General features: G+C 62.7%; 27 protein-coding genes and 1 other RNA gene. 12 read left to right on the top strand and 16 right to left on the bottom strand.

What is annotated here, in order from left to right; translation table 11 throughout:
- Window positions 1–2: 2 nt before the first annotated feature.
- Both ROS217_RS25000 and ROS217_RS11150 read right to left on the bottom strand, forming a co-directional pair.
- The gene (locus tag ROS217_RS25000; protein WP_009817848.1) at window positions 3–314 is read right to left on the bottom strand and encodes a cation:proton antiporter domain-containing protein; all 312 of its coding nucleotides are present in this window, start codon (window positions 312–314) and stop codon (window positions 3–5) included.
- The gene (locus ROS217_RS11150) at window positions 280–1,248 is read right to left on the bottom strand and encodes a cation:proton antiporter (RefSeq protein WP_009817847.1); all 969 of its coding nucleotides are present in this window, start codon (window positions 1,246–1,248) and stop codon (window positions 280–282) included. The genes ROS217_RS25000 and ROS217_RS11150 overlap by 35 nt, the downstream gene beginning before the upstream one ends.
- 169 nt (window positions 1,249–1,417) lie before the next feature.
- Between ROS217_RS11150 and proS the strand changes: the two genes are divergently transcribed.
- The 6 genes from proS to folP all read left to right on the top strand — a co-directional run bounded on the left by proS (window position 1,418) and on the right by folP (window position 7,233).
- The gene (gene proS, locus ROS217_RS11145) at window positions 1,418–2,773 is read left to right on the top strand and encodes a proline--tRNA ligase (protein ID WP_009817846.1); all 1,356 of its coding nucleotides are present in this window, start codon (window positions 1,418–1,420) and stop codon (window positions 2,771–2,773) included.
- A 276-nt stretch (window positions 2,774–3,049) separates the two neighbouring features.
- Window positions 3,050–4,336, top strand: coding sequence for a lipoprotein-releasing ABC transporter permease subunit (locus ROS217_RS11140; protein ID WP_009817845.1), 1,287 nt, complete (start codon window positions 3,050–3,052; stop codon window positions 4,334–4,336).
- On the top strand, window positions 4,329–5,012 hold the full coding sequence (locus tag ROS217_RS11135; protein WP_009817843.1) for an ABC transporter ATP-binding protein: 684 nt from the start codon (window positions 4,329–4,331) through the stop codon (window positions 5,010–5,012). The genes ROS217_RS11140 and ROS217_RS11135 overlap by 8 nt, the downstream gene beginning before the upstream one ends.
- A 71-nt stretch (window positions 5,013–5,083) precedes the next feature.
- Window positions 5,084–5,488: a c-type cytochrome gene (locus ROS217_RS11130; RefSeq protein ID WP_009817842.1), complete on the top strand. Its 405-nt coding sequence runs from the start codon at window positions 5,084–5,086 to the stop codon at window positions 5,486–5,488.
- Between the two features lie 53 nt (window positions 5,489–5,541).
- The gene (locus tag ROS217_RS11125) at window positions 5,542–5,940 is read left to right on the top strand and encodes a DUF4864 domain-containing protein (protein ID WP_009817841.1); all 399 of its coding nucleotides are present in this window, start codon (window positions 5,542–5,544) and stop codon (window positions 5,938–5,940) included.
- A gap of 282 nt (window positions 5,941–6,222) precedes the next feature.
- Complete coding sequence (gene folP, locus ROS217_RS11120; protein WP_009817840.1) at window positions 6,223–7,233, top strand: dihydropteroate synthase; 1,011 nt, start codon at window positions 6,223–6,225, stop codon at window positions 7,231–7,233.
- A 132-nt stretch (window positions 7,234–7,365) separates the two neighbouring features.
- Here the strand turns inward: folP and ROS217_RS11115 are convergent, their stop codons facing one another.
- Both ROS217_RS11115 and ilvC read right to left on the bottom strand, forming a co-directional pair.
- The gene (locus tag ROS217_RS11115) at window positions 7,366–8,283 is read right to left on the bottom strand and encodes a DMT family transporter (protein WP_009817839.1); all 918 of its coding nucleotides are present in this window, start codon (window positions 8,281–8,283) and stop codon (window positions 7,366–7,368) included.
- Window positions 8,284–8,349: 66 nt separating this feature from the next.
- The gene (ilvC, locus tag ROS217_RS11110) at window positions 8,350–9,372 is read right to left on the bottom strand and encodes a ketol-acid reductoisomerase (protein WP_009817838.1); all 1,023 of its coding nucleotides are present in this window, start codon (window positions 9,370–9,372) and stop codon (window positions 8,350–8,352) included.
- 127 nt (window positions 9,373–9,499) lie between these two features.
- Between ilvC and ROS217_RS11105 the strand changes: the two genes are divergently transcribed.
- The 3 genes from ROS217_RS11105 (at window position 9,500) to ROS217_RS11095 (ending at window position 11,602) form a co-directional block, all read left to right on the top strand.
- Entirely contained in the window at window positions 9,500–9,955 is a 456-nt protein-coding gene (locus tag ROS217_RS11105) for an Lrp/AsnC family transcriptional regulator (RefSeq protein ID WP_040651353.1), read from the top strand.
- Complete coding sequence (locus ROS217_RS11100; protein WP_009817836.1) at window positions 9,952–10,410, top strand: Lrp/AsnC family transcriptional regulator; 459 nt, start codon at window positions 9,952–9,954, stop codon at window positions 10,408–10,410. The genes ROS217_RS11105 and ROS217_RS11100 overlap by 4 nt, the downstream gene beginning before the upstream one ends.
- Before the next feature lie 64 nt (window positions 10,411–10,474).
- Complete coding sequence (locus ROS217_RS11095) at window positions 10,475–11,602, top strand: aminotransferase class V-fold PLP-dependent enzyme (RefSeq protein WP_009817835.1); 1,128 nt, start codon at window positions 10,475–10,477, stop codon at window positions 11,600–11,602.
- A 3-nt stretch (window positions 11,603–11,605) separates the two neighbouring features.
- On the opposite strand, the gene ROS217_RS11090 is transcribed toward ROS217_RS11095, so the two are convergent.
- The 3 genes from ROS217_RS11090 to ROS217_RS11080 form a co-directional block, all read right to left on the bottom strand.
- Window positions 11,606–12,808 (bottom strand): UbiH/UbiF family hydroxylase, encoded by a 1,203-nt coding sequence (locus ROS217_RS11090; protein WP_009817834.1) that lies wholly within the window; start codon window positions 12,806–12,808, stop codon window positions 11,606–11,608.
- A gap of 33 nt (window positions 12,809–12,841) precedes the next feature.
- Window positions 12,842–13,060, bottom strand: a complete 219-nt coding sequence (locus ROS217_RS11085) for a hypothetical protein (protein WP_009817833.1) — start codon at window positions 13,058–13,060, stop codon at window positions 12,842–12,844.
- 84 nt (window positions 13,061–13,144) lie between these two features.
- On the bottom strand, window positions 13,145–13,789 hold the full coding sequence (locus ROS217_RS11080) for a pyrimidine 5'-nucleotidase (protein WP_009817832.1): 645 nt from the start codon (window positions 13,787–13,789) through the stop codon (window positions 13,145–13,147).
- A 101-nt stretch (window positions 13,790–13,890) separates the two neighbouring features.
- On the opposite strand from ROS217_RS11080, the gene ROS217_RS11075 reads away from it, so the two are divergent.
- Window positions 13,891–14,541 (top strand): GntR family transcriptional regulator, encoded by a 651-nt coding sequence (locus tag ROS217_RS11075; protein WP_009817831.1) that lies wholly within the window; start codon window positions 13,891–13,893, stop codon window positions 14,539–14,541.
- On the opposite strand, the gene ROS217_RS11070 is transcribed toward ROS217_RS11075, so the two are convergent.
- Both ROS217_RS11070 and carA read right to left on the bottom strand, forming a co-directional pair.
- A complete protein-coding gene (locus tag ROS217_RS11070; protein WP_040651351.1) occupies window positions 14,482–16,416 on the bottom strand; it encodes a glycosyltransferase family 2 protein in 1,935 nt (644 codons plus the stop codon). The genes ROS217_RS11075 and ROS217_RS11070 overlap by 60 nt on opposite strands.
- A gap of 95 nt (window positions 16,417–16,511) precedes the next feature.
- Window positions 16,512–17,660, bottom strand: coding sequence for a glutamine-hydrolyzing carbamoyl-phosphate synthase small subunit (gene carA / locus ROS217_RS11065; protein WP_009817829.1), 1,149 nt, complete (start codon window positions 17,658–17,660; stop codon window positions 16,512–16,514).
- Window positions 17,661–17,821: 161 nt separating this feature from the next.
- On the opposite strand from carA, the gene ROS217_RS11060 reads away from it, so the two are divergent.
- Window positions 17,822–18,280: a GatB/YqeY domain-containing protein gene (locus tag ROS217_RS11060; RefSeq protein WP_009817828.1), complete on the top strand. Its 459-nt coding sequence runs from the start codon at window positions 17,822–17,824 to the stop codon at window positions 18,278–18,280.
- Window positions 18,281–18,431: 151 nt separating this feature from the next.
- Here ROS217_RS11060 and ROS217_RS11055 read toward each other — a convergent pair whose 3' ends face one another.
- The 6 genes from ROS217_RS11055 to gatC form a co-directional block, all read right to left on the bottom strand.
- Window positions 18,432–18,938 (bottom strand): DUF2244 domain-containing protein, encoded by a 507-nt coding sequence (locus tag ROS217_RS11055; RefSeq protein WP_009817827.1) that lies wholly within the window; start codon window positions 18,936–18,938, stop codon window positions 18,432–18,434.
- Window positions 18,939–18,974: 36 nt separating this feature from the next.
- An RNA gene (rnpB, locus tag ROS217_RS23250) (RNase P RNA component class A) lies at window positions 18,975–19,406 on the bottom strand.
- A gap of 12 nt (window positions 19,407–19,418) precedes the next feature.
- Window positions 19,419–20,051 (bottom strand): N-acetylmuramoyl-L-alanine amidase, encoded by a 633-nt coding sequence (locus ROS217_RS11050; RefSeq protein ID WP_009817825.1) that lies wholly within the window; start codon window positions 20,049–20,051, stop codon window positions 19,419–19,421.
- Between the two features lie 64 nt (window positions 20,052–20,115).
- Window positions 20,116–20,847: a hypothetical protein gene (locus ROS217_RS11045; RefSeq protein ID WP_009817824.1), complete on the bottom strand. Its 732-nt coding sequence runs from the start codon at window positions 20,845–20,847 to the stop codon at window positions 20,116–20,118.
- A 38-nt stretch (window positions 20,848–20,885) separates the two neighbouring features.
- Entirely contained in the window at window positions 20,886–22,373 is a 1,488-nt protein-coding gene (gene gatA / locus ROS217_RS11040) for an Asp-tRNA(Asn)/Glu-tRNA(Gln) amidotransferase subunit GatA (RefSeq protein WP_009817823.1), read from the bottom strand.
- Window positions 22,373–22,660, bottom strand: coding sequence for an Asp-tRNA(Asn)/Glu-tRNA(Gln) amidotransferase subunit GatC (gene gatC / locus ROS217_RS11035; protein WP_040651348.1), 288 nt, complete (start codon window positions 22,658–22,660; stop codon window positions 22,373–22,375). Before gatC ends, gatA begins: the two co-directional genes overlap by 1 nt.
- Window positions 22,661–22,807: 147 nt before the next feature.
- On the opposite strand from gatC, the gene ROS217_RS11030 reads away from it, so the two are divergent.
- Window positions 22,808–23,500 (top strand): metal-dependent hydrolase, encoded by a 693-nt coding sequence (locus ROS217_RS11030; protein WP_009817821.1) that lies wholly within the window; start codon window positions 22,808–22,810, stop codon window positions 23,498–23,500.
- Window positions 23,501–23,591: 91 nt separating this feature from the next.
- Here the strand turns inward: ROS217_RS11030 and ROS217_RS11025 are convergent, their stop codons facing one another.
- A complete protein-coding gene (locus ROS217_RS11025) occupies window positions 23,592–24,272 on the bottom strand; it encodes a thermonuclease family protein (RefSeq protein WP_009817820.1) in 681 nt (226 codons plus the stop codon).
- Window positions 24,273–24,322: the final 50 nt, after the last annotated feature.

Below are 24,322 nucleotides of genomic sequence, written 5' to 3'. Positions count from 1 at the left end.
CCTCACGCGTCCTCGAGACCGTCCATCGCCCGTCCAACACTGAACCCGTGCAGGATGGTGGAAATCAGGATGACCAGAGCGATAAGGGACCACAATTGCGCCTCATTGGCGAAATCCACATGACCCGCCGCGTAGCAGAGATAGTAGATCGAGCCGATGCCACGCACCCCGTAGACCGACACCACCGCCCGGCTCCGACGGTCGAGATCCGATCCCCAGAGCGCCACCCAGCCCGCCAGCGGGCGGATCACCAGAATGAGCAGCGCCGCCATGCCCACATCAACCCACCTCAGGTCCACGAACAGCAGCGGCATCACGCTGCCCAGCGCAATGAAGCAGCACGGCGGTCAGCGCATGCTCGATGGAGTCCGAGAAATCGTGCAGCCGCCGATGGAAATGGTGCTCCGTCTCGATGCGCCGCAGGGTCAGCCCCATGACCGCAACGGCAATGAAACCATACCCCTCGATCAATTCGGTCGACCCGTAACAGAGCAGAACCCCCGCCAGCGCAATGATCCCCGAGCTGGTTTCCGCAAGCGCGGCATCCTTGGGCACCGAGAACAGGATATAGCCCAAGGCCCGCCCCCCGAGCCAACCCATCGCAACCCCCAGAACGATCCGATAGACGACATCGCGCAGCAGCCACTCCACAGCCCAGGCTCCCGGGTTCGCCCCTTCGACCGCCACGATCAAACCGAGATAGACAAACGGAAACGCCAGACCGTCATTGAGACCGGCCTCCGTGGTCAGAGTAAAGCGCACCGGATGCTCGCCACCCTCTTGCGGCGGTCCCACCTGCACATCGGCGGCAAGCACCGGATCGGTCGGTGCCAGCACCGCCCCCAGCAGGATCGCCCCGGCGAGCGTAAGCCCGGCCAAACCAACCCCGAGGAGAGCGATGGCCAGTATGGTCAGCGGCATTGCGATGGCAAGCATGCGCACCGTCGGCATCCAGCGCCTCCAAGGACGCAAGCCGTCGATGCGCATGCCGGTGCCGAACAAGGCCACGATTACGGTCAGTTCACTCACCAACTCCCACGGCAGCGGCGCCTGACGCGGGTCCGGCACTGTCGGCAGCCCGGGGATCACGAGCGTCGCCGCCGCGCCGAACAGGATCATCAGCGGCGCGGACGCCGGTTCGCGGTTCGAGACCAGCCGCGGCAGCCACCGCGCGGCGATCACGGTCAGGCCGATCACAGCCAGCGCGATGTGATAGGAATTCAGCGCAAAAAGGGGTTCGTCCTGCATGTCTCGCGTCGATCCTCACCAGTGATACCGCATCTCCTATAGGGAAATGCCCGCAACGGCCAGTTGACGCATGCCAAGGGATCGCACCAAACCGCTCAACGCTTGCGGTGCTCCGCGCCCTAGGATACTCGAGGGCAACCAAGCATTTCATCTCAAAGGTGCCCTGCCCATGCGTCTGAGCCGTTATTTTCTGCCTGTTCTCAAGGAAACCCCCTCGGAGGCGCAGATTGCCTCGCATCGGCTGATGCTGCGGGCGGGGATGATCAAGCAGGCGAGCGCCGGGATCTATTCCTGGCTGCCCTTGGGCTTCAAGATCCTGCGCAAGCTGGAAAACATCGTGCACGAAGAACAGGTGCGCGCCGGGCATATTCCGGTGCTGATGCCGACGCTGCAATCGGCGGATCTGTGGCGCGAGTCCGGGCGCTATGACGATTACGGCGCGGAAATGCTGCGGATCAAGGACCGGCACGACCGCGACATGCTCTATGGTCCCACCAACGAGGAATTGATCACCGATATTTTCCGCGCCCATGTCGGCAGCTACAAAGACCTGCCGCTGACGCTCTATCATATCCAGTGGAAATTCCGTGACGAGGTCCGGCCGCGCTTTGGTGTGATGCGCGGGCGTGAATTCCTGATGAAGGACGGCTACAATTTCGACCTGACCAAGGACGACGCGCTGCATGCCTATAACCGCCACATGGTCAGCTACCTGCGCACCTATGAGCGCATGGGGCTTCAGGCCATTCCGATGCGGGCGGATAGCGGCCCGATCGGCGGCGATGACACGCATGAATTCCTCGTGCTGGCCGATACCGGCGAGTCGGAGGTGTTCTATGATAGTGCCATCACCGATCTGAGCCTTGGCGACCGGGTGGTGGACTATGCCAGCCGCGCGGAATGCGCGGCCATCGTCACCGAATGGACCACGCCCTATGCGCGCACCGACGAGACCCATGATGCGGCGCTCTATGACGCCATCCCCGAGGCGCGACGCCGCGCCAGCCGGGGCATCGAGGTGGGGCAGATTTTCTACTTCGGCACCAAATATTCCGAGCCGATGGGCGCCAATGTGCAAGGGCCGGATGGCAAATCCGTGCCGGTCCATATGGGCAGCCATGGCATCGGCGTGAGCCGTCTGGTGGGCGCGATCATCGAGGCCAACCATGACGACAAGGGCATCATCTGGCCCGAAGGCGTCACGCCCTTCCATGCCGGGATCGTCAATCTCAAGCAGGGCGATGCCGAGGCGGACGCCGCCTGCGAAGCGATTTACGCCTCTTTGACAGCCCTCGGGATGGAGCCGCTCTATGATGACCGCGACGAGCGGGCGGGCGGCAAGTTTGCCACGATGGACCTGATCGGCCTGCCTTGGCGGATCACGGTGGGGCCGCGCGGCCTCAAGAATGGTGTCGTCGAATTCACCAGCCGCCGCACGGGGATAAGCGAAGAACTGCCGCCCGAGGAGGCGGTGGCGAAGCTGGTGCAGATCTATGCGGGGCATGTGCTCCGGCCGAGCCTGTGAGGGTGTAAAGGGGGGTGAGCCGCGCGGAATCAAGGCGCGGAACGCGCCGCCGCGCGATCGCTGGGCCGTCCCGCGGCCTAGCGATTTCGAGAGGGCGCGCATCACTGAGGGGTTACACGGACTCGGCAGGCATAAAGTGGCAGTCACGTCCGTTGCTTCGCTAGTCCCCGGCCCAGCGACCGCGCCGCTCATCGCTCGGGGCGGAGGTTACCCCCTCCCTTGACGCCCCCACCCGAAACCCCCACTCTCCGCCCAACCCAAGACCAAGGAACCGCAATGGCACGCACGCCCCCTCCCTTTGCCGCCTTCGAATGGATGATCGCCTGGCGCTACCTGCGCGCCAAGCGCGCCGAGGGCGGCGTCAGCGTCATGACCTGGATCAGCCTGATCGGCATCACGCTTGCGGTCTTTGCCCTCATCGCCACGCTCGCCGTGCGCTCGGGCTTTCGCGCGGAATTTGTCGATACGATCCTCGGGGCAAATGCGCATGTGACGGTCTACAACTCCGGCTCGGTCGATGCCTCGGGCCGGGTGGATCGCAGCCTCGAGGATTATGCCGCCATGGCCGACCGGGTGCGCGCCGTCCCCGGCGTCACGCGCGTCGCGCCCCTGGTCAAGGGTCAGGTCATGGCCAATGCCAGCGACCGCAACGCCGGTGTGCAGGTCTATGGTATCACGCCCGAGGATCTGCAAACCATCCCCCGCGTCGCCGATCCCGAAACCTCCCAAGGTGACATCGCGCGCTTTTCCCAAGGCATCGCCATAGGCTCCGGTGTGGCGCAGGAATTGGGCATCACACTGGGCGACCGGATCAAGCTCATCTCCCCCAACGGGGTCAAGACGCCCCTCGGCACCAGCCCCCGCGTCAACGCCTATGAGGTGGTCTATATCTTTTCCGCCGGGCGCTACGACATTGACCGGGTCCGCGCCTATCTCCCCTTCGAAGAGGCACAGAGTTTCTTCAACCGCGATGGCCGCGCCGATGAGCTTGAGGTGATGGTGGAAGACCCCGAAACCGTGGACAGCCTGACCCTGCCGCTCTTGCAGGCGGCGGGCGAGCGCGCAATGCTCTGGACGTGGCAAGACGCCAGCGGGTCGTTTTTGCGCGCCCTCGAGGTCGAGGATAACGTGATGTTCGTGATCCTGTCGATCCTCGTGCTGATCGCCGCGATGAACATCACCTCCGGCCTCATCATGCTGGTCAAGAACAAGGGCCGCGACATCGGCATCCTGCGCACCATGGGCCTGACCGAGGGGTCTGTTCTGCGGGTGTTCTTCATCTGCGGCGCCTTCACCGGCATGATCGGCACGGCGATGGGCGTGATCCTCGGCTGCCTCTTTGCGCTCTATATCGACCCGATCTTCAGCTTTGTGAACATGGCGATGGGCGGTCAGGTCTGGGACCCCTCCATTCGCGGCATTTACCGCCTGCCCGCGCAACTGAGGTCCGAGGATGTGCTCTCAGCCGTGATGCTGTCGCTGGGCCTCAGTTTTGTGGTCACGATCTTTCCGGCGCGGCGCGCGGCGCGGATGAACCCGGTGGAGGCGCTGCGCTATGAGTGACGCAATGCTGCGCCTCATGGGCGTCGAGAAAATCTACAATCGCGGCCTCAGCTCTGAAGTCCGGGTCTTGAACGGCGTCGACCTGACCCTCGCACGCGGCGAGATGGTGGCGCTGGTCGCCCCCTCCGGCGCGGGCAAATCGACGCTTCTGCATATCGCGGGGCTGCTCGATACGCCGGACGCAGGCCGGGTCGAGATCGGGGCTGAGGACATGACCGGCCTCAACGACAGGCGGCGCACGGCGGTGCGGCGGCAAGAGGTGGGCTTTGTCTATCAGTTCCACCATCTTTTGCCCGAGTTCAGCGCGCTGGAAAACGTCGTGTTGCCGCAACTGGCCAATGGCGTTGCCCGCCGCACCGCAGAGGCGCGCGCGCAAGAGTTGCTGGAACAGGTGGGCGTTGGGCCGCGCGTCGCGCACCGGCCCTCGGCCATGTCGGGGGGCGAGCAACAGCGCGTGGCCTTTTGCCGGGCGCTGGCCAATTCCCCCCGTGTGCTCTTGGCGGATGAACCCACCGGCAACCTTGATCCCGGCACCTCGGATCAGGTGTTCGAGGCGCTCACAGGGCTGGTGCGCGGCACCGGCCTCTCGGCCCTCATTGCCACCCACAACCTTGATCTGGCCGCCCGGATGGACCGCATCTTGCGATTGGATCAGGGACAGGTCGTGCCGGGCTGATGTGGATCAAGGTGCGTGCCCCGAAAATCGGGCACCATCCAGAAACACGATCAGCAGCAAGGAGGCCACTTATGCGGGCGACATTCTGCACATTGACCCTCGTCACCCTCAGCCTGATGCACCCCGCACAGGCGCAGGACACCCGCGCGGGCGAGCAAACCTTTGAGCGCTATTGCGCCGCCTGTCACGGGCTGGACGCCACCGGAATGGGACCGATGCAAGTGGTCCTCTCGGTGCAGCCGACAGACCTGACCATGTTGCAGGCCAAGAACAACGGACAGTTCCCCGTCGAACGGGTGGTGCGTCGGATCGACGGGCGTGACCCGCTGGTCTCGCATGGCAGCCCGATGCCGATCTACGGCAGTTTCTTCGAGGATCGCGATATCGGGCTCATGACCGAACGCGGACAGACCATCCTGACCAGCCAACCGGTTGTCGATCTGGTGACCTATCTGCAAGGGCTGCAAAAATCCTGAGCAGTTGACGCAGGCCAGCGCAGGGCTATCTCTACCCGAAACGGAGGTGCGCCATGCGGTATTTGATCCTGTCTCTGGCTCTGGCCCTTGGTCTGGCCGCTCCCCTACGCGCCGATGAGGGCGCACAGGCCATCATTTCCGCCCAGATCGAGGCATTTCTGGCACAGGACGTGGCGCGCGCCTATGGCTACGCCACCCCCTTTATCCAGCAGAAATTCGGCACCCCGGAACAGTTCGGCGCGATGGTGCGCGATGGCTATCCGATGGTGTGGAAACCGTCCGATGTCATCTTTCTCGACGCCAAGGACATCGCCGGCAAACTCTGGCAGAGCGTGAGCCTGCGGGACGCGACCGGCGCGGGCTGGATCGTTGAATACGAGATGGTCGAAACCCCGGATGGCTGGCGCATCAATGGCGTGCGGGTCACGCCTGCGCCTGACGCCACCGCCTGAGCCTGCATCCGCCCCACCACAGGCCCAAATCTCCGGCCCCATCCTGGTCCCATCACAGGCCCAATCTCCGGCCCCATCACAGGCCCCATCTCTGGCACCATCTCTGGTCCCATCACAGGCCCAAGCTCGGGCCCCATCACAGGCCCCATCGCCGACCCAATCTCTGGCACCATACCGGGCCCGATCTCCGGCCCCATATCCGGCCCCATCCCAGGCCTTGACCCCGCGACTGCACCCGCTTACCTCACCGGTTCAACGCTCCGCGTCGTTCCGAGGTCGCTCATGCCCTATTACCGCCCGATCCCCCGCACCGATCCTGCCCGCCCAACCGGCGCCTTGACCCTTGCGGGCGGCTGGTGCTGGTTCGATACGGTCGAGGTGTTGGACCGAGGCGCGCCCTCCTCTCTGATGCCCGCCTCGGACCTGCCAGCCGACGCGTTGCATCACCTCACCACCCCGCGCGCGCCCATCGCCTCGCTCGACATGGCCACGCCCCAGATCATGGGTATCCTCAATGTCACCCCGGACAGCTTTTCCGATGGCGGTCGGCATTTCGATCCCGAGATCGCGCTCGCCCATGCCCGGCAGATGGCGGCTGATGGGGCCAGCATTCTTGACGTGGGCGGTGAATCCACCCGCCCCGGCGCGGCCCCGGTGCCCATCAAGGACGAAATCGCCCGCACCGCCCCGGTGATCGCGGCCCTGCGCGCGGGCCTCAGCACCCCCATCTCCATCGACACCCGCAAGACGCCAGTGGCCAGTGCCGCCCATGCCGCAGGGGCCAACCTGATCAACGATGTGGCGGGCTTTACCTATGATGCCGCCCTCGCCCCCTTTGCCGCCACCCACGCCCTGCCCGTTTGCGTGATGCACGCTCAGGGCACGCCCGAAACCATGCAGGCCGACCCACGCTATGACACCGTGCTGCTCGATGTCTACGACTGGCTCGCAGCCCGGATCGAGGCGCTCATCGCCTTGGGCATCCCCCGCACCCAGATCATCACCGACCCCGGCATCGGCTTTGGCAAGACCGTGGCGCATAACCTGACCCTCCTGCAAAACCTCTCGCTCTTTCACAGCCTCGGCTGCCCCATCCTGCTCGGTGCGTCGCGCAAACGCTTTATTGGCGACATCAGCAGAACCCCGGTCGCCGCCGACCGCGTCCCCGGTTCAATCGCCGTCGCTTTGGCAGGTCTTGCGCAGGGCGTTCAGATCCTGCGCGTGCATGACGTGGCCGCAACCCGCGCGGCGTTCGATCTCTGGCGTGCAACACTCTCTGCTCCTCGATTTTGAGCTTGTCTGAATCAGACCTTCGCCTGACACTTACCCAAAGATAATCCGGGAATAGTTACCAAAACCTTACATTTTTGGACGATGGACGCGATTGCGTACATTTCACGCCCGAAAATGTACCGCCTGTACGCATCACCCCCGGCCAAACACCCGCCGCAGAGCGCCCCATTGGCTCATCCCGACGCCGATCAAGATCAACGTCATCGCCGCCAGCAAACTCGGCGGCAGCGCCTCGGACAAGACCAAAGCGCCAAGGATCACCGACCAGACCGGCACCATGTAATTGACAAGACTAAAGAAACTCGGCCCTGCCTCGCGATTGACCTGCACCAACAACAATTGCGCCACCCCTGTGGGCAGGATACCAAGATAGAGGAGGGCCAATAAACTCTTCATATTCAACGCCGTAGGCCAGCCCTCGACCACCATCGCCACCGGCACGATAATCCCCGCAGCCAGCATCAGGACCAAGGCGGACAGGGACAAACGGTCCACTTCCGGCGACAACCGCGTCGCAATCGAGCCGATCGCATAGCCGCCCGCAGCACCTAGGCAGGCCAATCTTGCCAAGGATTCCAGATCCTTACCGGTCGATGTGAAAGCATCCGGCCCGATCAGAACCACGACGCCCACGGTCCCAAGGACGAACCCCACCAACCGGCGCAAACTCATCCGCTCTCCCGGCACCAGAAAATGCGCCAAGGGCAAGATCAAGAGCGGCACCGCCGCCATGCAGACCCCGGCAAACCCCGAGGCCACGGATTGTTGTGCCCAAGACAAAAGGATGAAAGGAAAAACGTTTGAAAACAACGCCATGATCAGGGCAAATCGCCAAATTCTCTGACCATCTCCCTGACGTAAAGGTGGCAGTTTCCGCCCCTTGATCCGCAATAGGCACAGCAGAAACCCCGCCCCCAACACGATCCGCACCGCCGCCAAAAAGAACGGCCCCACCCCGGTCAACGCGACCGAGACAAACATGAAGGACGCCCCCCAGATCATGCCCAACGCACCAATTCTCAACCAGTTGAGTGCTGAAATCTCTTGCATGGGCATCCCCTCAGACACAAAAGGGCACCCACAAGGGATGCCCTTTCGCGTTATATTTCAATAGGTTCAGTTCTTCTCTTGATCTACGAGCTTGCCCGCCGAAATCCAGGGCATCATGCCACGCAGCTTGGCCCCGACGTCTTCGATCTGATGCGCGTCGTTCATCCGGCGCGTCCCCTTGAAGAACGGCTGCCCAACGGCGTTTTCCGTCATGAAATCACGGACAAAACGCCCTGTTTGAATGTCGGTCAGAATGGCCTTCATCCGCGCCTTGGTCTCGTCATAAGGCAGCACACGCGGACCGCTGACATATTCGCCATACTCAGCCGTGTTCGAGATCGAATAGTTCATGTTGGCGATGCCGCCCTCATAGATCAGATCGACGATCAGCTTGACCTCGTGCAAGCACTCAAAGTAAGCCATTTCAGGGGCATAGCCCGCCTCAACCAGCGTCTCAAAGCCCATGCGGATCAGTTCCACAAGGCCACCACAGAGCACAGCCTGCTCGCCGAACAGGTCGGTTTCGCACTCTTCACGGAAGTTGGTCTCGATGATCCCCGAGCGTCCGCCGCCGATCGCCGAGCAATAAGAAAGCCCCAGTTCCAAGGCCTTACCAGAGGCATCGTTGTTGACCGCCACAAGGCAGGGCACGCCGCCGCCCTTGACATATTCACCGCGCACCGTGTGACCGGGGCCCTTGGGCGCCATCATGATGACATCGACGCCCTCTTTCGGCTCGATCAGGCCGAAATGGATGTTGAGACCGTGGGCAAATGCAATCGCCGCACCGGGCTTGATGTTATCATGAACATATTTGCGATAGGTCTCGCCCTGCAATTCGTCGGGCATGGTGAACATCATCAGATCACACCAGGCGGCCGCTTCTGCGATGCCCATGACCTTGAGGCCCTCTGCCTCGGCCTTCTTGGCCGATTTCGATCCCTCACGCAACGCAACCACAAGGTTTTTTGCCCCTGAATCCCGCAGGTTAAGCGCATGGGCGTGGCCTTGGCTGCCATAGCCCAGAATGGCGACTTTCTTGTCTTTGATCAGGTTGATGTCACAGTCACGATCGTAATAGACGCGCATGGCGTTCTCCTCTTTCATTGGATAGCCGCAGCATAGTGACTCCACGCGCAAAGACGCATGTGAATTCGGTTTGAAATTCGGTAATTTTTGTGCAATCATTCACAAACTCACAATTGACAAAAATATCATGTTCGACGACACAGACCGCCGCATTCTGCGGCAATATCAGCATGCACCGACTCTTGGCCCCGCCGAGTTGGCGGAGCGATCAGGTGTGGCACCTGCGACCTGCACACGTCGGTTGGAACGTATGCAGGAAGAGGGAATACTGCGTGCCAACCGCGCCGTCATCGACTGGCGTGCCCTTGGCTATGAAGTCGAGGTTTCGCTTCGCATAACGTTGGACAAAACCCAGCCACGCGCCTTTGACGAATTCATGGCAGCGGCCAGAAATGTCCCGGAAGTTCTTGAAATTCAAACATTTCTCGGTCGCGTCGATCTTCGACTGTCGATCATAGCCCGCGATATGGGGCATTACCAACAGCTGTATCGCAGCGCCATTCTCACCCTGCCCCATATCGCCGATATCGAGGCGCTCATGCATGTCGCCCGGATCAAATCCGACGAGGTGTTGCCGCTATGATCGAACTCGACACCACCGACCGCCTGATCCTGCGTGAACTCGTGCGTGACGCCACCCAATCCGCAAGCGCTATCGGCCGCATCCTCGGCCTGTCGCAACCTGCGGCTTGGCGGCGCATCAACCGCCTGCGCGAAACCGGCGTGATCAAAGGGCAACGCCTTGAATTGGATCACGAAAAGCTGGGCTTTGGGGTCACGGTGTTCCTTGGCGTCAAACTCGCCACCAAGGGCCGGGTCAGCCTGGAGGATTTCGAGCGTGCGGTATCGGCCATCCCCGAGGTACAGACGGTCGAACATATCCTGGGCCTCTATGACTATCGCCTGCGCGTGGTGGCTCGCGACATTTCCGATTTCGAGCGCGTGCTGCGCCGCCGGATCATGACCCTACCTGGGGTCGGCGATGTCGAGGCCAATGTGCTCTTGAGCGAGGAACGTCGTCCGGGACCGATTGGCTGACGTGACGCACTGGACTTATGGGCCATCCCGCGCCATCTTGCCCGCAAGATAGAGGAGACATCCCATGACTGCCCTGCTCGACCACGTCGACCCCGATGGCCTGCTGGAATATTCGGTGGTATTCACCGACCGCTCGCTCAACCATATGTCCGCCTCTTTTCAAGAGGTTATGCGCGACATTTCATCCTTGCTCAAGGACGTCTATGCCGCCGATGCCGTGGTGCTCGTGCCCGGCGGTGGCTCTTATGCGATGGAATCCGTGGCGCGGCAATTCGGGCGCGGCGCGCATGCGTTGATCGTGCGCAACGGCTGGTTTTCCTTTCGCTGGAGCCAGATTTTCGACGCGGGCCAATTCACCTCAGACACCACCGTGTGCATGGCGCGGCAAACCGGCAACGGGGCGACCACGCCCTTTGCGCCCGCACCTATCGACGAGGTCGTGGCCAAGATCCGCGAAGCAAAGCCCGATGTGGTCTTTGCCCCGCATGTGGAAACCTCTGCCGGTCTGATCCTGCCCGATGACTATATTACGGCCTTGGCCGGGGCCGCACATGAGGTGGGCGCGCTGATGGTGCTGGATTGCATCGCGTCGGGCTGTGCCTGGGTCGATATGCGCGCCACGGGCGTCGATGTGCTGATTTCCGCGCCGCAAAAGGGCTGGTCGGCCTCTCCCTCCGCCGGTCTCGTGATGCTCTCGGCGCGCGCGGTGGCGCGGCTGGAAGAGACCACGTCGGACAGTTTCGCGCTCGACCTCAAGAAATGGCGCGCGATCATGCAGGCCTATGAAAATGGCGGTCATGCCTATCACGCGACCATGCCCACCGATGCGCTGCGCGGGTTCCGCGATACGATGATCGAGACTCGCGATTATGGATTCGAGCGGTTGCGGACTGCGCAATGGGAATTGGGCAATGGCGTGCGCGCCATGCTGGCCGCGCGCGGCGTGACCTCTGTTGCCGCCGAGGGATTTGGCGCGCCCGGTGTCGTCGTGAGCTACACCAGCGACCCCGACATTCAGAACGGCAAAAAATTCATGGCAGAAGGCATGCAGATCGCCGCTGGCGTGCCACTGCAAGTGGGTGAACCCGAGGGTTTCCGTACCTTCCGCCTCGGGCTTTTCGGCCTTGATAAGCTCTACGATGTGCCCGCAGCGCTGAAACGGCTGGAGGTGGTGATCGCTAAGGTGCTCTGAGCCTCACCCCCGTGCCCCAAGTCCCATCTTCATCAGGGTCTTGCGCACCGGGGCAAGCGAATAGATCGCGCTCAGCGCCTGCGCGCGTGCATCCCGCAGGGGCTGTGCGCTCAGCATCGAGGCGCGGTTAAGCAGGTCGATCCCCGTCACGCGCGCCTGCACTTCCCAATGCCTGCGGCGATGGTAGGTGTCGAGCATCTGGCGGTCGCCCAAACGCTCGGGGTTCGCCTCGGCCAGGTCCAGCAGCACCCGCATATCGCCAAGCGACATGTTCAGACCCTGTGCGCCAATCGGCGGCACCACATGCGCAGCCTCAGCCACAAGCGCCACCCGCTCGGTTGACATGCGCTCGGCCACTTGGCTGATGATCGGCCAGACGCTGCGGCGCGACGCCAGCGTCAGGAGGCCAAAGAGCTGACAGGAGCGGGCGTTCATCGTCGCTTCGAATTCGGCCACCGGCAGCGCGGCCAGGCGCGCCACCTCTGGCCCCTCTTCCATCCAGACCACCGCCGACGACGGCCGTCCCTCATGGTCAGGGAGCGGCACAAGAGTGAACGGCCCACCAGAACGGTGAATTTCGGTCGATACATTGTCATGCGGGATCGGATGCGTGACGGCAAAGGCAAGCGCCTTTTGCCCATAACGTGTTGTTTTCACACGAATGCCTGCTGCTTCGCGGATCGGCGAATTGCGCCCGTCGGCGGCAATCACCAAACGGCATCGCACGCGGGCACCGTCAGTCAGCCCCACGCGTGCCTCTGCCTCGCGGGTAAAGAGCGTGGTGGTGCCGGTGCCGGGCCTGAACGTGACCGAGGGCAGGCTTTCCAGATGCGCCACCATCTCGCGGCGCAAGAGCCAGTTGGGCAAGTTCCAGCCAAAGGGACGCTCGGAAATATCGCTGGCGTTGAATTCTCTTACAACGCGTGGCTCAGCCACTTCTCCGCCCGCATCAACGATCCGCATCACTTGCAGGTCGGTGGCAAACGGGGCTAGCCGCGCCCAGAGACCTGCCTGATCCAAGAGTGCCTGGGCGGGTTGCAAGAACGCCGTAGTGCGCAAGTCAGACCCTTCGGCATCACGCGCGGTCACCGGCGGCGCGGGATCAACGCAGAGCACGGAAAAGCCCGCGTGGCCAAGGACCGCAGCCGCCGTCAGACCGGCAACCCCGCCGCCCGAGACCACGATATCATAGTCTGCCTGCGCCATTCTCAGAGCCTCCGAAAGCGGTCGAGTGCTTGCTCAGCCGCGCGAGATCAAAATCAGCATCACCCAGATCACCGGGACAAGGGCCAGTGCCGGAATATAAAGCCCCGGAATGCCCCAAAGCACAATGCTTGTGGCCCATCCGGCCAGAAAAACCGCCACGCTCAACAGGATCGGGCCAACGGCGGCGGCGTCGGGATCATGGCTCTTGGCGGGGGCTTGCTTGGCATCGCTGGGGGCTGCGGTCGCGGTCATGTCGGGCCTCTTGGTCTAAGATGAATCTCGTGACGCATAAATATGCCCCCCCCCCGCGTTCAAAGGGACGTATCGCCGCAGCGCTCAGACCAGACCCGCCAGAAATCCACCTAAATCATCGGTGTGATGATGAATGTGCGCTGCCTCGATCCGTTCGGGGGCCACATGCACGGTGCGCATTCCCATGGCATGCGGCGCCGCAAGATTGCGCGGGTCATCCTCGAACATTGCCGCAGTTTGAGGCGCGCTCCCATCCTGCCTCAGTATGATCTCAAACGCTTCGGCCTCGGGTTTCGGCCGATATCCGGCATGTTCCACGCCGTAAACCGCGTCAAACGTCCCCGTCAGTCCGCGCACCGTGATCACCCGTTCCGCATAGGGGGCTGAGCCGTTGGTATAGACGATCTTGCGCCCCGGCAGCGCGCGAATAGCTGCATTCAGCGCGGCGTCCGGCTCCAGATGATCAAGCGAGATATCGTGGACAGCCTGTAGATATGGTCCCGGATCAAGATCATGCAGCCGCATCAACCCCGCCAGTGTCGTACCATGCTCGCGCCAGTAGTGATGCCGCAACTTATCCGCCTCGGCATGGGTCACGCGGAGCGTTTCCATCACAAACCGCGTCATCCGCACTTCGATCTGGTCAAAGAGCCGTGCCGAAGGAGGATAGAGTGTGTTGTCGAGGTCAAAGACCCATGTGTGGATGTGAGAAAAATCTGTCTTGGACATGGCGCAGATATAGGCGGCCGCGACATTGGGCGCAATCGCCCAAGGCTTGATCCCGCGCCCAAAGCGCGTAAGGTTCCCACCAACAATCAGAAGAAACGGACATGCTGATGAAACCGCCCCCTACCGATGCCTATTCGCTCATCCTTGAGGCGATAGATGTTGGCATCTTCAAACCCGGTGACCGACTGGTCGAGAGCGATCTTGCCGAACGCTTCGGCGTCTCGCGCACGCCCATCCGTGAAGCGCTGCAACGACTCGAGACGCAATCCATGCTCAGCCGCGACGGTCGCAGCCTGATCGTGTCGTCCCTGGACTACAACCAGTTGGCCGAACTCTACGTGGTGCGCGCCGAATTGGAGGGTCTGGCCGCGGAACTGGCCGCACGCCATGCGACCCCCGAAGAGGTGCGCGTGTTGCGCGACATGGTCGAGGATGATCGCACGCTCTTGGGCAAACCGGTTGAGTTGGCACGCGCCAACCGGCGGTTTCACAAGCAGATTCACTTGGCCTCGCACAACCGCTTTCTGGTGCAACAACTCGATCTTGTGCATCGCTCGATGGCGCTTTTGGCGACCACGTCCCTTGCGGCGGTGGGGCGGGATGAGGATGCGCTGCGCGAACATGACGCGATCGTCGTCGCCATCGAGGCCCATGATGGCAAGGGTGCGGCACAGGCCCTGCGCGATCACATCTCAAAGGCCTTTGTGACCCGGCTCAAGCTTGATTCCGGAGAGGTCAAATCCACCGTCTGACGTGCGCCGCCCTCGGGCGGCGACCGACAGGCCATGCGCGGTCTTATCCCAGAAAAACGGCTTGAGGATCAGCTCGTACAGCGCCTTATAGGCGGCAATAGCCCCCAAAGGTGAGTAAAAATGCATGGTCGGGGCCCACGCCATCAGATGTCGGTGACGCGGCCCCGCGACAGAGGCCATGTGAATGCAGACATTCAGAACCTCGACCGTCAGAAAGAGGCTGCCTAACCCCACCAGCACCCAATGCGGCAGAACCGGGTCGAGCGGATGCGGCAGACCAAACAGCACCAGCCAGAAGGACCATAGGAACGGCGCCAGCAGAAATTGCGAGAGCGCCGAGACGAAATGTGCCTGGAACCCCCAGAACTTGCGCGGTCCGAGCTGCGCATAAAGAAATCGGGGCTGGCGCATATGCACGAGATAGGTGGTCATATAGCCCTTGAGCCAGCGGGAGCGTTGCTTGATCCAAGGCCAAACGCGGCAATTGGCCTCTTCCTCGGTCACGGTCTTGATCATTTCGGTGCGGTAGCCATGCCGTGCCAGACGAAAGCCCAGATCGGCATCCTCGGTCACGTTATGCGCGTCCCAGCCGCCCAATTCTTCTAGCACATCGCGCCGAAAGTAGAGCGTGGTGCCCCCAAGCGGAATGGCCAGCCCCAGCCGCGCCATGCCGGGCATAAGAGTGCGGAACCAGGTGGCGTATTCGATGGTAAAGCAACGCGCCAACCAGTTCTGTGTGGGGTTGTAGTAATCCAATATCCCCTGCAAGCAGGCCACCTCACGCGGCACCTGCTGAAACCGGCGGGCAACAACAGTGATCTGATCAGCCTCAGGCGCGTCCTCGGCATCGAAAATGCCGATGATGTCGCCTTCGCAGAAATCCAACGCATAGTTCATCGCGCGCGGCTTGGTGCGCGGTTTGCCATCGGGCACGATCACGGGCCGCACCCACGGCGGCAGGTCGATACCCGCCAGCGTCTGACGGGTCAGATCATCCTCCTCTTCGAGCACGAGGATCACGTCGAGCAGGCATTTCGGGTATGTGAGACGGCTCAGCCGGGCAATGAGCGCATGGGCGATTTCGGTTTCGCGAAAGAGCGGCACAAGGATCGACACCTTGGGAAGGGGACGTTGGGATCGAGGATCGAGCGCCGGAGTCGCCGTCTTGGCCACACGATGCGCCACAAAGGCAGCGATCTTGAGCCCGGCAGACACCACAAGGGTCAAGCACGCCCAAAAGGCAAACAGAGCGAAAATCATCACCGGAAACGCAAGGCTGAGCAGTGCGATTCCGGCCAGACCGGCCAATGTTATCCGCAGGCGGCGGTCAAACGCCCCCTCCCAAGTGCGGCAACTCTCAGTCTCCGCCACGCGGGCCTCTGCCCGCGCTCGCAAGAGGTCACGGTGCTCTTGGGCGATGCGGTCCTGAATCGCGTGGCGCGGCGCCATCACTGCACGCGCACGCGCCAACGATTTGGGCAAGGATGGGCGCAACGCCGCAAGGCTCTCTGGCCCACCCGTGGCCAGAACCGTCGCCCCAGAGGCGGCGGTCAGAGGCAGCACGCCATATTTGAGCAGGATGCGTGGGTCGAGGCCCGCGTCAACCGGCTCGGCAACCGCGAGGTCTTGGACCGTCCACCGTTGGCTGGACAGGCGGCGGGCGTGGGCCGCGAGCAAATCGTCTTCGGTCGCCAGCCCCTCGGCCTGCAGAATACGGTCGAGGGACGTATCGCAATGCCGCCGCACCATCTCGGCCAAGGCGGCATCGGATCGGCTGATGGCACCGGCCCGCACCAGGGCGCGCCCCAGCGGATTGATCGGCACCCGCGCACCAGGCCCGTGCGCGCCCATATGGCGGAGTTCGGAAATTCCCATGCTGCGCCCTTTCCCCATTCGGTTCAAGGAACGCTAGCGCGCCGTTGGTTAACGATGTTTTAAGGAGAAGTTAACAGATACGAATTTCTGCCGGCTTAACCCGCCATTGAGGCCGCAAACCGCTCGAACAGATAGAAACTGTCTTGCGGTCCGGGGCTGGCCTCGGGGTGATGCTGAACCGAAAACACAGGACGATCCTTGATCCGGATGCCACAATTCGATCCGTCAAAAAGCGAGACATGCGTCTCGACAACCCCTGCAGGCAGGGTCTGACTATCAACGGCAAAGCCATGATTCATAGAGGTAATCTCGACCTTGCCGGTTTCCAGATCCTTGACCGGGTGGTTGGCCCCGTGATGTCCGTGGTTCATCTTGATCGTTTCCGCCCCAAGCGCCAGTGCCAACATCTGATGCCCGAGACAGATACCAAAAAGCGGTAGCCCCGTCCCCAGAACACCCTGAATCATCGGCACGGCATATTTTCCGGTCGCCGCCGGATCTCCGGGTCCATTGGACAGGAACACACCATCCGGTGAATGGGCCAGCACATCCTCGGCGGTCGCCGTCGCAGGCAGGACGGTCACGTCACACCCGGCACTTGCCAAACAGCGCAGGATGTTGCGTTTGGCGCCGTAATCGACCGCGACAACCTTATACCGTGCCTCGGTCTGACGCAGATATCCGTCGGGCCAGGCCCAGCGCATTTCATCCCAGCGATAGGATTGCGCGCAGGTCACATCCTTGGCCAGGTCCATGCCCTCGAGCCCGCCAAAGCCGCGGGCCCGTGCCACCAACGCCTCAACGTTGAAATTTCCCTCAGGATCATGGGCAAGGGCCACATGCGGCGCCCCCTGCTGCCGGATGGCGCGGGTGAGACGACGGGTATCTACCCCCCCGATCGCAATCCGACCGCGCCGGGCCAACCAGCTTGTCAGATGCTCTTGCGCGCGCCAATTGCTCGGCTCGGTCGGGTCCCATTTCACCACCATACCTTCGGCGACAGGCTCGGCGGTCTCATCATCCTCGATGTTCACTCCGGTGTTGCCGATATGCGGAAAGGTGAAGGTCACGATCTGCCCGGCATAGCTGGGATCGGTCATGATTTCCTGATAGCCCGTCATCGCGGTATTGAAGCACAGCTCTGCCGTGGTCACGCCCACCGCGCCAAACCCGTAGCCGTAAAAGAGCGAACCATCCGCGAGGGCAAGGCAGGCAGTCGGGCGGGGAGTGGAGGCGTGGGCCATGGGTGCGAGTCTCCGGCGCGGGCAAATTTGCGCATACCTACGGGCGTGCCCCGGTCGGGTCAAGGCCCAGTTGCCCGGCAGACCGACACGTCAGGCAGTTGCCATCACACCCCATTAACGTTAGGCTCCTCCTCTTGTAAAGATCATGGGGATGAACTGGAATGGAATTGCGCAACCGGGTCGATCAGGCCCTGAAACAGGCCATGCGGGACAAGGCGGCAAGCCGACTGGCAACGCTGCGCCTGATCAACGCTGCAATCAAGGATCAAGAAATCGCCGGCCGAAGCGCTGACGGAGCCACGCCCGTCGGCGATGCCGATATCTTGGCCATTCTCGCCAAGATGACCAAGCAACGCAACGAGAGCGTACGCGCCTATGAAGAGGGCGGGCGTCTTGATCTGGCCGAACGGGAACGCGACGAAATCAAGGTCATCGAGGAATTTTTGCCACGTCAACTGACAGAGGACGAGGTCAGCGCAGCCATCGACAAGGCAATCAGCGACGTTGGGGCCAGCACGATCCGCGACATGGGCAAGATCATGGGCAAGCTCAAGGATCGTCATGCCGGACAAATGGATTTCGGCGCGGTCGGCCCACAAGTCAAAGCCCGGCTCGGTTAGGCGCATCGACCGGGCGGTTCGTCCGTGATGACCAATTGCTGCCTTTCCCCTGCCCTCCGGACGCAGACCAATGCGGCGATATGCACTGCGGTGCAAGGGTCATGGCAAGATCATGCTCGCGGAATCATCAGGCCCAATGGTTCGCGCCCCCTTACCCGGCCAGCGGCGTAGGCGGGCGCAGCGCGTGCGCCAATTCGCCGTAAAGCACCTTGCGCTCCTCCTCGGACAGAAACGCGCCGATCTCAACCTCGCGCCCGGCCCCCTTGAGCGTGAGGTAATGCGCCACCGGCCCGCCTTGGTCATGCATGTTGACCTGCGCCCAATAGCGATTGCAGGTCCATTCCTGCACATCACCGCGCGGATTGGTGCGCACCAGATGCACGTCTTCCGGCGCGATGGTCAAAACCTCACTCAGCCGCGCGGTGCGATAGCTATGCTCCAGCGCCCACCACACGCCCCCGACCGCCAAGAGCAAAAATGGCAACAGCCCCCAGAGCACCGCCGTGCCAAGCAGCGGATAGAGGGGCACGGTGATGAGCGTGAAAGTGGTCAGCACAAAGGCGGCAAACCCCCGACGCGGCAGCGACCGGTGCGGCCAGAGAGACAGGGTAACTTCTTGATCAGCCTCGGCGCGAGGCCCGGTCCATTTATACGGCATATCAGGGTTTTAGCCTGCCTGTCGGAAATGAAAAGAGCGCGCGGAGGGCCTATAAGCCGGATTCTGTCCACCCCGGACCGTGATCCGGGGTTGGATGACCATTCCTCTTGAGACGTTGTTGCCAACGCCCCTCTAGCTGCCAACCCGGACCGCCGGGCCAAGACGTGCCTGCGGGCGGTATCGGTTGCCCGACCTGTCCCCACGCGCGGTCCCTATTTGGCATTGCTCCCGGTGGGGCTTGCCGTGCCGGTCCGGTTGCCCGTCCCGCGGTGGGCTCTTACCCCACCGTTTCACCCTTACCCGTGCGCAGTCTCCCTTGGCGAACCGCAGGTGCGACGGGCGGTTTCTTCTCTGTGGCGCTTTCCCTTGGGTTACCCCAGCCGGGCGTTACCCGGCACCGTTGTCTTGTGGAGTCCGGACTTTCCTCGTCACCCCTTTGGGGGATGCCGCGGCCATCCGGCCCTCCGCGCAAGCGCTGACTTAGGCGCTTGGCGCGGTGCGGTCAACGGCGAAGCGTGCGGCGAGATCTGCCATCATCGCGCAATCCTCCGGCTCCAGCGGGCCAGTGACATGCGGGCGAAACCGCAGGCGAAAGGCGCGCAGGATATCGGCGTCGCTGACGCCTTCGGCCCTGATGTAGCCAAAGCGCCCGGCATCGCGGGCGAATTGCGCGGCCGTGGCCTCGCCCCCTGCCCCAAGCTCTGGCCAGATCGACAGCCCCTGCCGCGCCAGCCGCCGCCAGTCGAAACGTGGCCCCGGATCGCTCTTGCGCGCAGGCGCCATATCGGAATGGGCAATGACGCGCGCGGGCGCAATATCCCAGCGCGCCATGATCCCCGCCATCACCCCTTCAAGCGCCGCCATCTGCGGCTCGGAAAAGGGATGCGCCCCAGTGTTCGCCAACTCAATTCCAATGGAGCGCGAATTGACATCCGTCACATCCCCCCATTGCCCAGCCCCGGCATGCCAGGCGCGCGCGCCCTCCTCGACCAGATGCCAGACGCGGCCATGTGGGCAGATGAGGTAATGCGCCGACACCTCGGCCTGCGCATCACAGAGCCGCTCCAGCGCCGCCTCTGTGGTCGCCATCGCCGTGTAATGCAAGACAATCATGTCCGGCCACACGCCCCCTCGGCGCGGACCGAAATTGGGCGAGGGCCGCGAGATCACGGGCCTGTCAGCCGCGCACCGCATTGCGGTACGGGCGCGGATCCCACCCGCAAGCATAGCCATCGCCATCGGGGTCAAGACCTTGGCGGTCCTTCTCCGGCCCACCACGCCGCAGGAAATCCAACTGCGCCTGATCCGCCGAGGGGTATTGCGCGCAATTCCGCTCGAACTTGCTCGACGCACTCAATCCCATCCGTCGATAGACCGGCGTGCCCACGGCATGTTTACTGCTCAGCGCATATTCCACGATATTGGGACCAACGTCATTGGGACGGCTGCCAATCGCCTGCGGCTGGACCACCTGATATTGCGCGCGATTATTGGCAATCCGCGCAGCATCCTCTTCGATGGAACGCTCTGCGCCAACGGCATCAAAATTGTTCTCTTCTGAGATCCCGGCAGCATTCTCGACTGCGGGCGGAGGGTTGGACGGGCTTGCCTGTAACGGCACCTCACCGGAATTGGCCGCCGCCGCATCAAGAGCGGCGCGCGCGTCAGCCGCGATGGCCGCTGCATCATCGGTCCCCGCCGACATGGCCTGTCCTGTGGCGTTCAGCGGTTCGGTCGACACCGCATCGGGCGGTGGCAACGCCCCTTGCGCCAAGGCGGCTTCGCGCGCCGCTTTCTCGCGCTCGTAGGTGCCATAGTCCTCAAACCCGACCCCAGCACCGCTGTCGGGAACTGCGGGCGCGCAGGCCACAAGCGCCACGAGGGCGACCAAACCGAGAGTGAACCGCATCTGTCCTAATCCTGCCAAAATCTCTATCGACCCGCGCCTTACCACCATTTTGCGGGCTTGGCCACAAAGCCTGCGGCCTCTTCCAGCGCATAAGCGGTGTTGAGCAGATCGCCCTCTTCCCAAGGTCGCCCAATCAGTTGCAGCCCCAAAGGCAGCCCCTGCGCGTTCAGCCCCGCAGGAACAGCAACGCCCGGCAAACCGGCCAGATTGACCGTCACGGTAAAGACATCGTTGAGATACATCTGCACCGGATCGGCATCCGTCATTTCACCCAGACCAAAGGCCGCACTTGGCGTGGCGGGTGTGAGGATCGCATCGACGCCAGCGGCAAAGGCCTCGTCAAAGTCGCGCTTGATCAGCGCGCGCACCCGGCGGGCGCGGTTGTAATAGGCATCATAGAACCCGGCAGAGAGCACATAGGTGCCCACCATCACGCGGCGCTGCACCTCATGGCCAAAGCCTTCGGCGCGGGTTTTCTCATACATTTCCGTGATGCCATCGCCCTGCGCTAGCTTGGCGCGGTGGCCATAGCGCACCCCGTCATAGCGCGCGAGGTTGGAGGACGCCTCGGCTGGCGCAATCACGTAATAGGCGGGCAGCGCATATTTCGTGTGCGGCAGGCTGATGTCGCGAATCTCTGCCCCGGCATGGCGCAGCATATCGGCCCCATCGGACCACAGCTTTTCGATCTCGGCGGGCATGCCCTCCATCCGGTATTCGCGCGGAATCCCGATCACCTTGCCGCGAATATCCCCCGTCAGCAGTGCCTCGAAATCGGGCACAGGCATGTCGGCCGAGGTGCTGTCTTTTGGATCAAAGCCACACATCGCGCCCAGCATGATCGCGCTATCGCGCACCGTCTTGGTCATCGGCCCGGCCTGATCGAGGCTTGAGGCAAAGGCCACGATCCCCCAACGCGAACAGCGGCCATAGGTGGGCTTGATGCCGGTGATGCCGGTGAAGGCCGCAGGTTGGCGAATCGAGCCGCCCGTGTCGGTGCCCGTCGCACCCAGGCAGAGATCGGCGGCCACGGCACTGGCCGACCCGCCAGAGGAGCCACCGGGCGTAAGCTCGGTCGCGTCATTGCCACGCCGCCACGGATTGACGGCATTGCCATAGCATGAGGTCTCGTTCGACGATCCCATGGCAAACTCGTCCATGTTGAGCTTGCCCAACATGACCGCACCCGCATCAAACAGGTTCTGCGACACGGTCGACTCATACTCAGGCAGGAATCCTTGCAGAATCCGGCTCGCAGCTTGGCTTGGCACACCCTTGGTGCAGAAAAGATCCTTGATGCCCAAGGGAATGCCACACATCGCGGGCGCATCGCCCTTGGCAATCCGCGCATCCGCCGCCTGCGCCTGTGCCCGCGCCAGATCGGGCGTGTGATGCACAAAGGCATTGAGCGCCCCGGCACCCTCGACTGCCGCGAGACAGGCCTCGGTCAGCTCAACGCTGGTCACATCCCCCTTGCGCAGCGCATCGCGCGCCTCGGCAATCGTCAGTCTGTTCAGCTCGGTCATTATTCAACCACCTTCGGCACGGCAAAAAAACCCTCGCGCGCATCCGGCGCGTTCGACAGCACCGCCGTCTGCTGATTGCCGTCATTGACCACATCCTCGCGCCGCCGCAACCGCATCGGCGTCACAGAGGTCATCGGCTCCACGCCCGACACATCAACCTCGTTCAACTGCTCGATAAAACCGAGAATCGTGTTGAATTCATCGGCCAGCGCCGGCAGCGCCTCGTCCTTGACGGCTATCCGCGCCAGCTTGGCCACCTTGGCGGCGGTTTCGAGATCAATCGACATGAGCCTCTCCCATGATCCGTTTGCCCTGCGTTTACCGCCGGGGCCGCGCGGGCGCAAGCGGATCGCGGCGCGCAGCGTCATCCGCCCCTTTCCTTGAGCGGCTGGACCGCTAAGATAACGCAATCAGGAAACCACGCGGAGATAACAATGCAGATCACATGGCTCGGCCACAGCTCTTTCCGGATCGAAATCGGTGGACAGGTCCTGCTCCTTGACCCTTGGCTGGGCGGCAACCCGATGCTGCCCGAGGATCAACATGGCCCCGCCACAGAGGGTGCCACCCATATCCTGCTCACCCACGCGCATTTCGACCATGTCGCCGATGTTCTGCCTCTGGCCAAACGCCTCGGCGTGCCGGTCGTGGGGCAATATGACCTCATGTCCCATTGGGAGACCAAGGAGAGCATCCAAACCCTCGGCTTCAACAAGGGCGGCACGGTCGATCTGGGCGGCATTCAGATAACCATGGTGCACGCAACCCACTCCACCTCGATCGCCACGGATGCCGGACCGCAGGTCACGGGCAGCGAATGTGGCTATATGATCGCAGGCGAGGGCCACGTGATCTATGTCTCGGGCGATACCGATGTGATGGCCGATATGGGCGTCTTCAACGCGCTGCATGCGCCCGATATCGGCATTCTCTGCGCGGGCGGGCATTTCACCATGGACATGCGCCGCGCTGCTTATGCGGCCCGGACCTTCTTTGATTTCAAGACGGTGATCCCCTGCCATTACCGGACCTTCCCGATCCTCGAGCAATCCGCCGAGAAGCTCGCCGCGGCCCTGCCGGGGGTCGATGTGATCGAACCGCAGGTGATGCAGCCGATCACGCTCTGACCGACCCGCCCCCGCCGTGAAGGGGCAGGTCCCCCGCCCCTTTCACTGTTCCAAAAATACTCAAAAATCCGGCCTGCCCGCCCGATCCGCCTCAGCGTTTGGCGCGCCGCCATCCGGCGGCCCGCGCCTCGGCCTCAGAGCAAAACCAGCGCTCGCCCTTGGCCTCGGTGATGACCGTAGCGTCATAATCCGCCTGTCCGGGCATGTGATAGATGCGCCGGTCCGATCCGCTGCGGTTGCCCTTGATATTACAGCCCGCTCGGGCTGCGGGCGCATTGGCGCTGGCCGCCGCCGCGCGCTCTTCGCGCACCATGCGGCGGTGATCCTCGGGGCGGGCCATCAGCGCCTCATGCAGCCCGCGCCCGGCGATCACAGCCGCTTTCTCGTCCAGATCATAGGCCATGGAATATTTGCGATAGGCCAGCGCCAGACCGTCCGCCACCAGCATCCGGCCCAGATCTTGCCCCACCACCTCGCAACGTGCGACGGTGCGGTCATATCTGTCGGTATCCACCGCCTCGCAGCGCGCCTCGCGCCCCTCGATCCGGGCGCGCACCTCTTCGGCCACCCATGTGCCGCAATCCCAGGTCCCGCCATCAGGGTTGGTGCAGATCTGCCCCAGTTCCGGCGCGTCGATCCCGTGCAGGCGCACACGCGTTTCCCCCACGTCAAACGTGTCGCCGTCGATCACCCGGATCAGACCGCCAAACCCCTCAGCCGCCGCAGAGAGCGGGACCAGACCAAGACCGATGAGTAAACAAATTCTTAACATGCCCCCTTATGCAAGAGGCCGCGCCGGTCATTCAAGACAGAAGGTGAACA

The sequence above is a fragment of the Roseovarius sp. 217 genome (assembly GCF_000152845.1).
Taxonomy (GTDB): domain Bacteria; phylum Pseudomonadota; class Alphaproteobacteria; order Rhodobacterales; family Rhodobacteraceae; genus Roseovarius.
The sequence above is the reverse complement of the archived record's forward strand: the minus strand, read 5'-3'. Positions and strand labels throughout refer to the sequence as shown.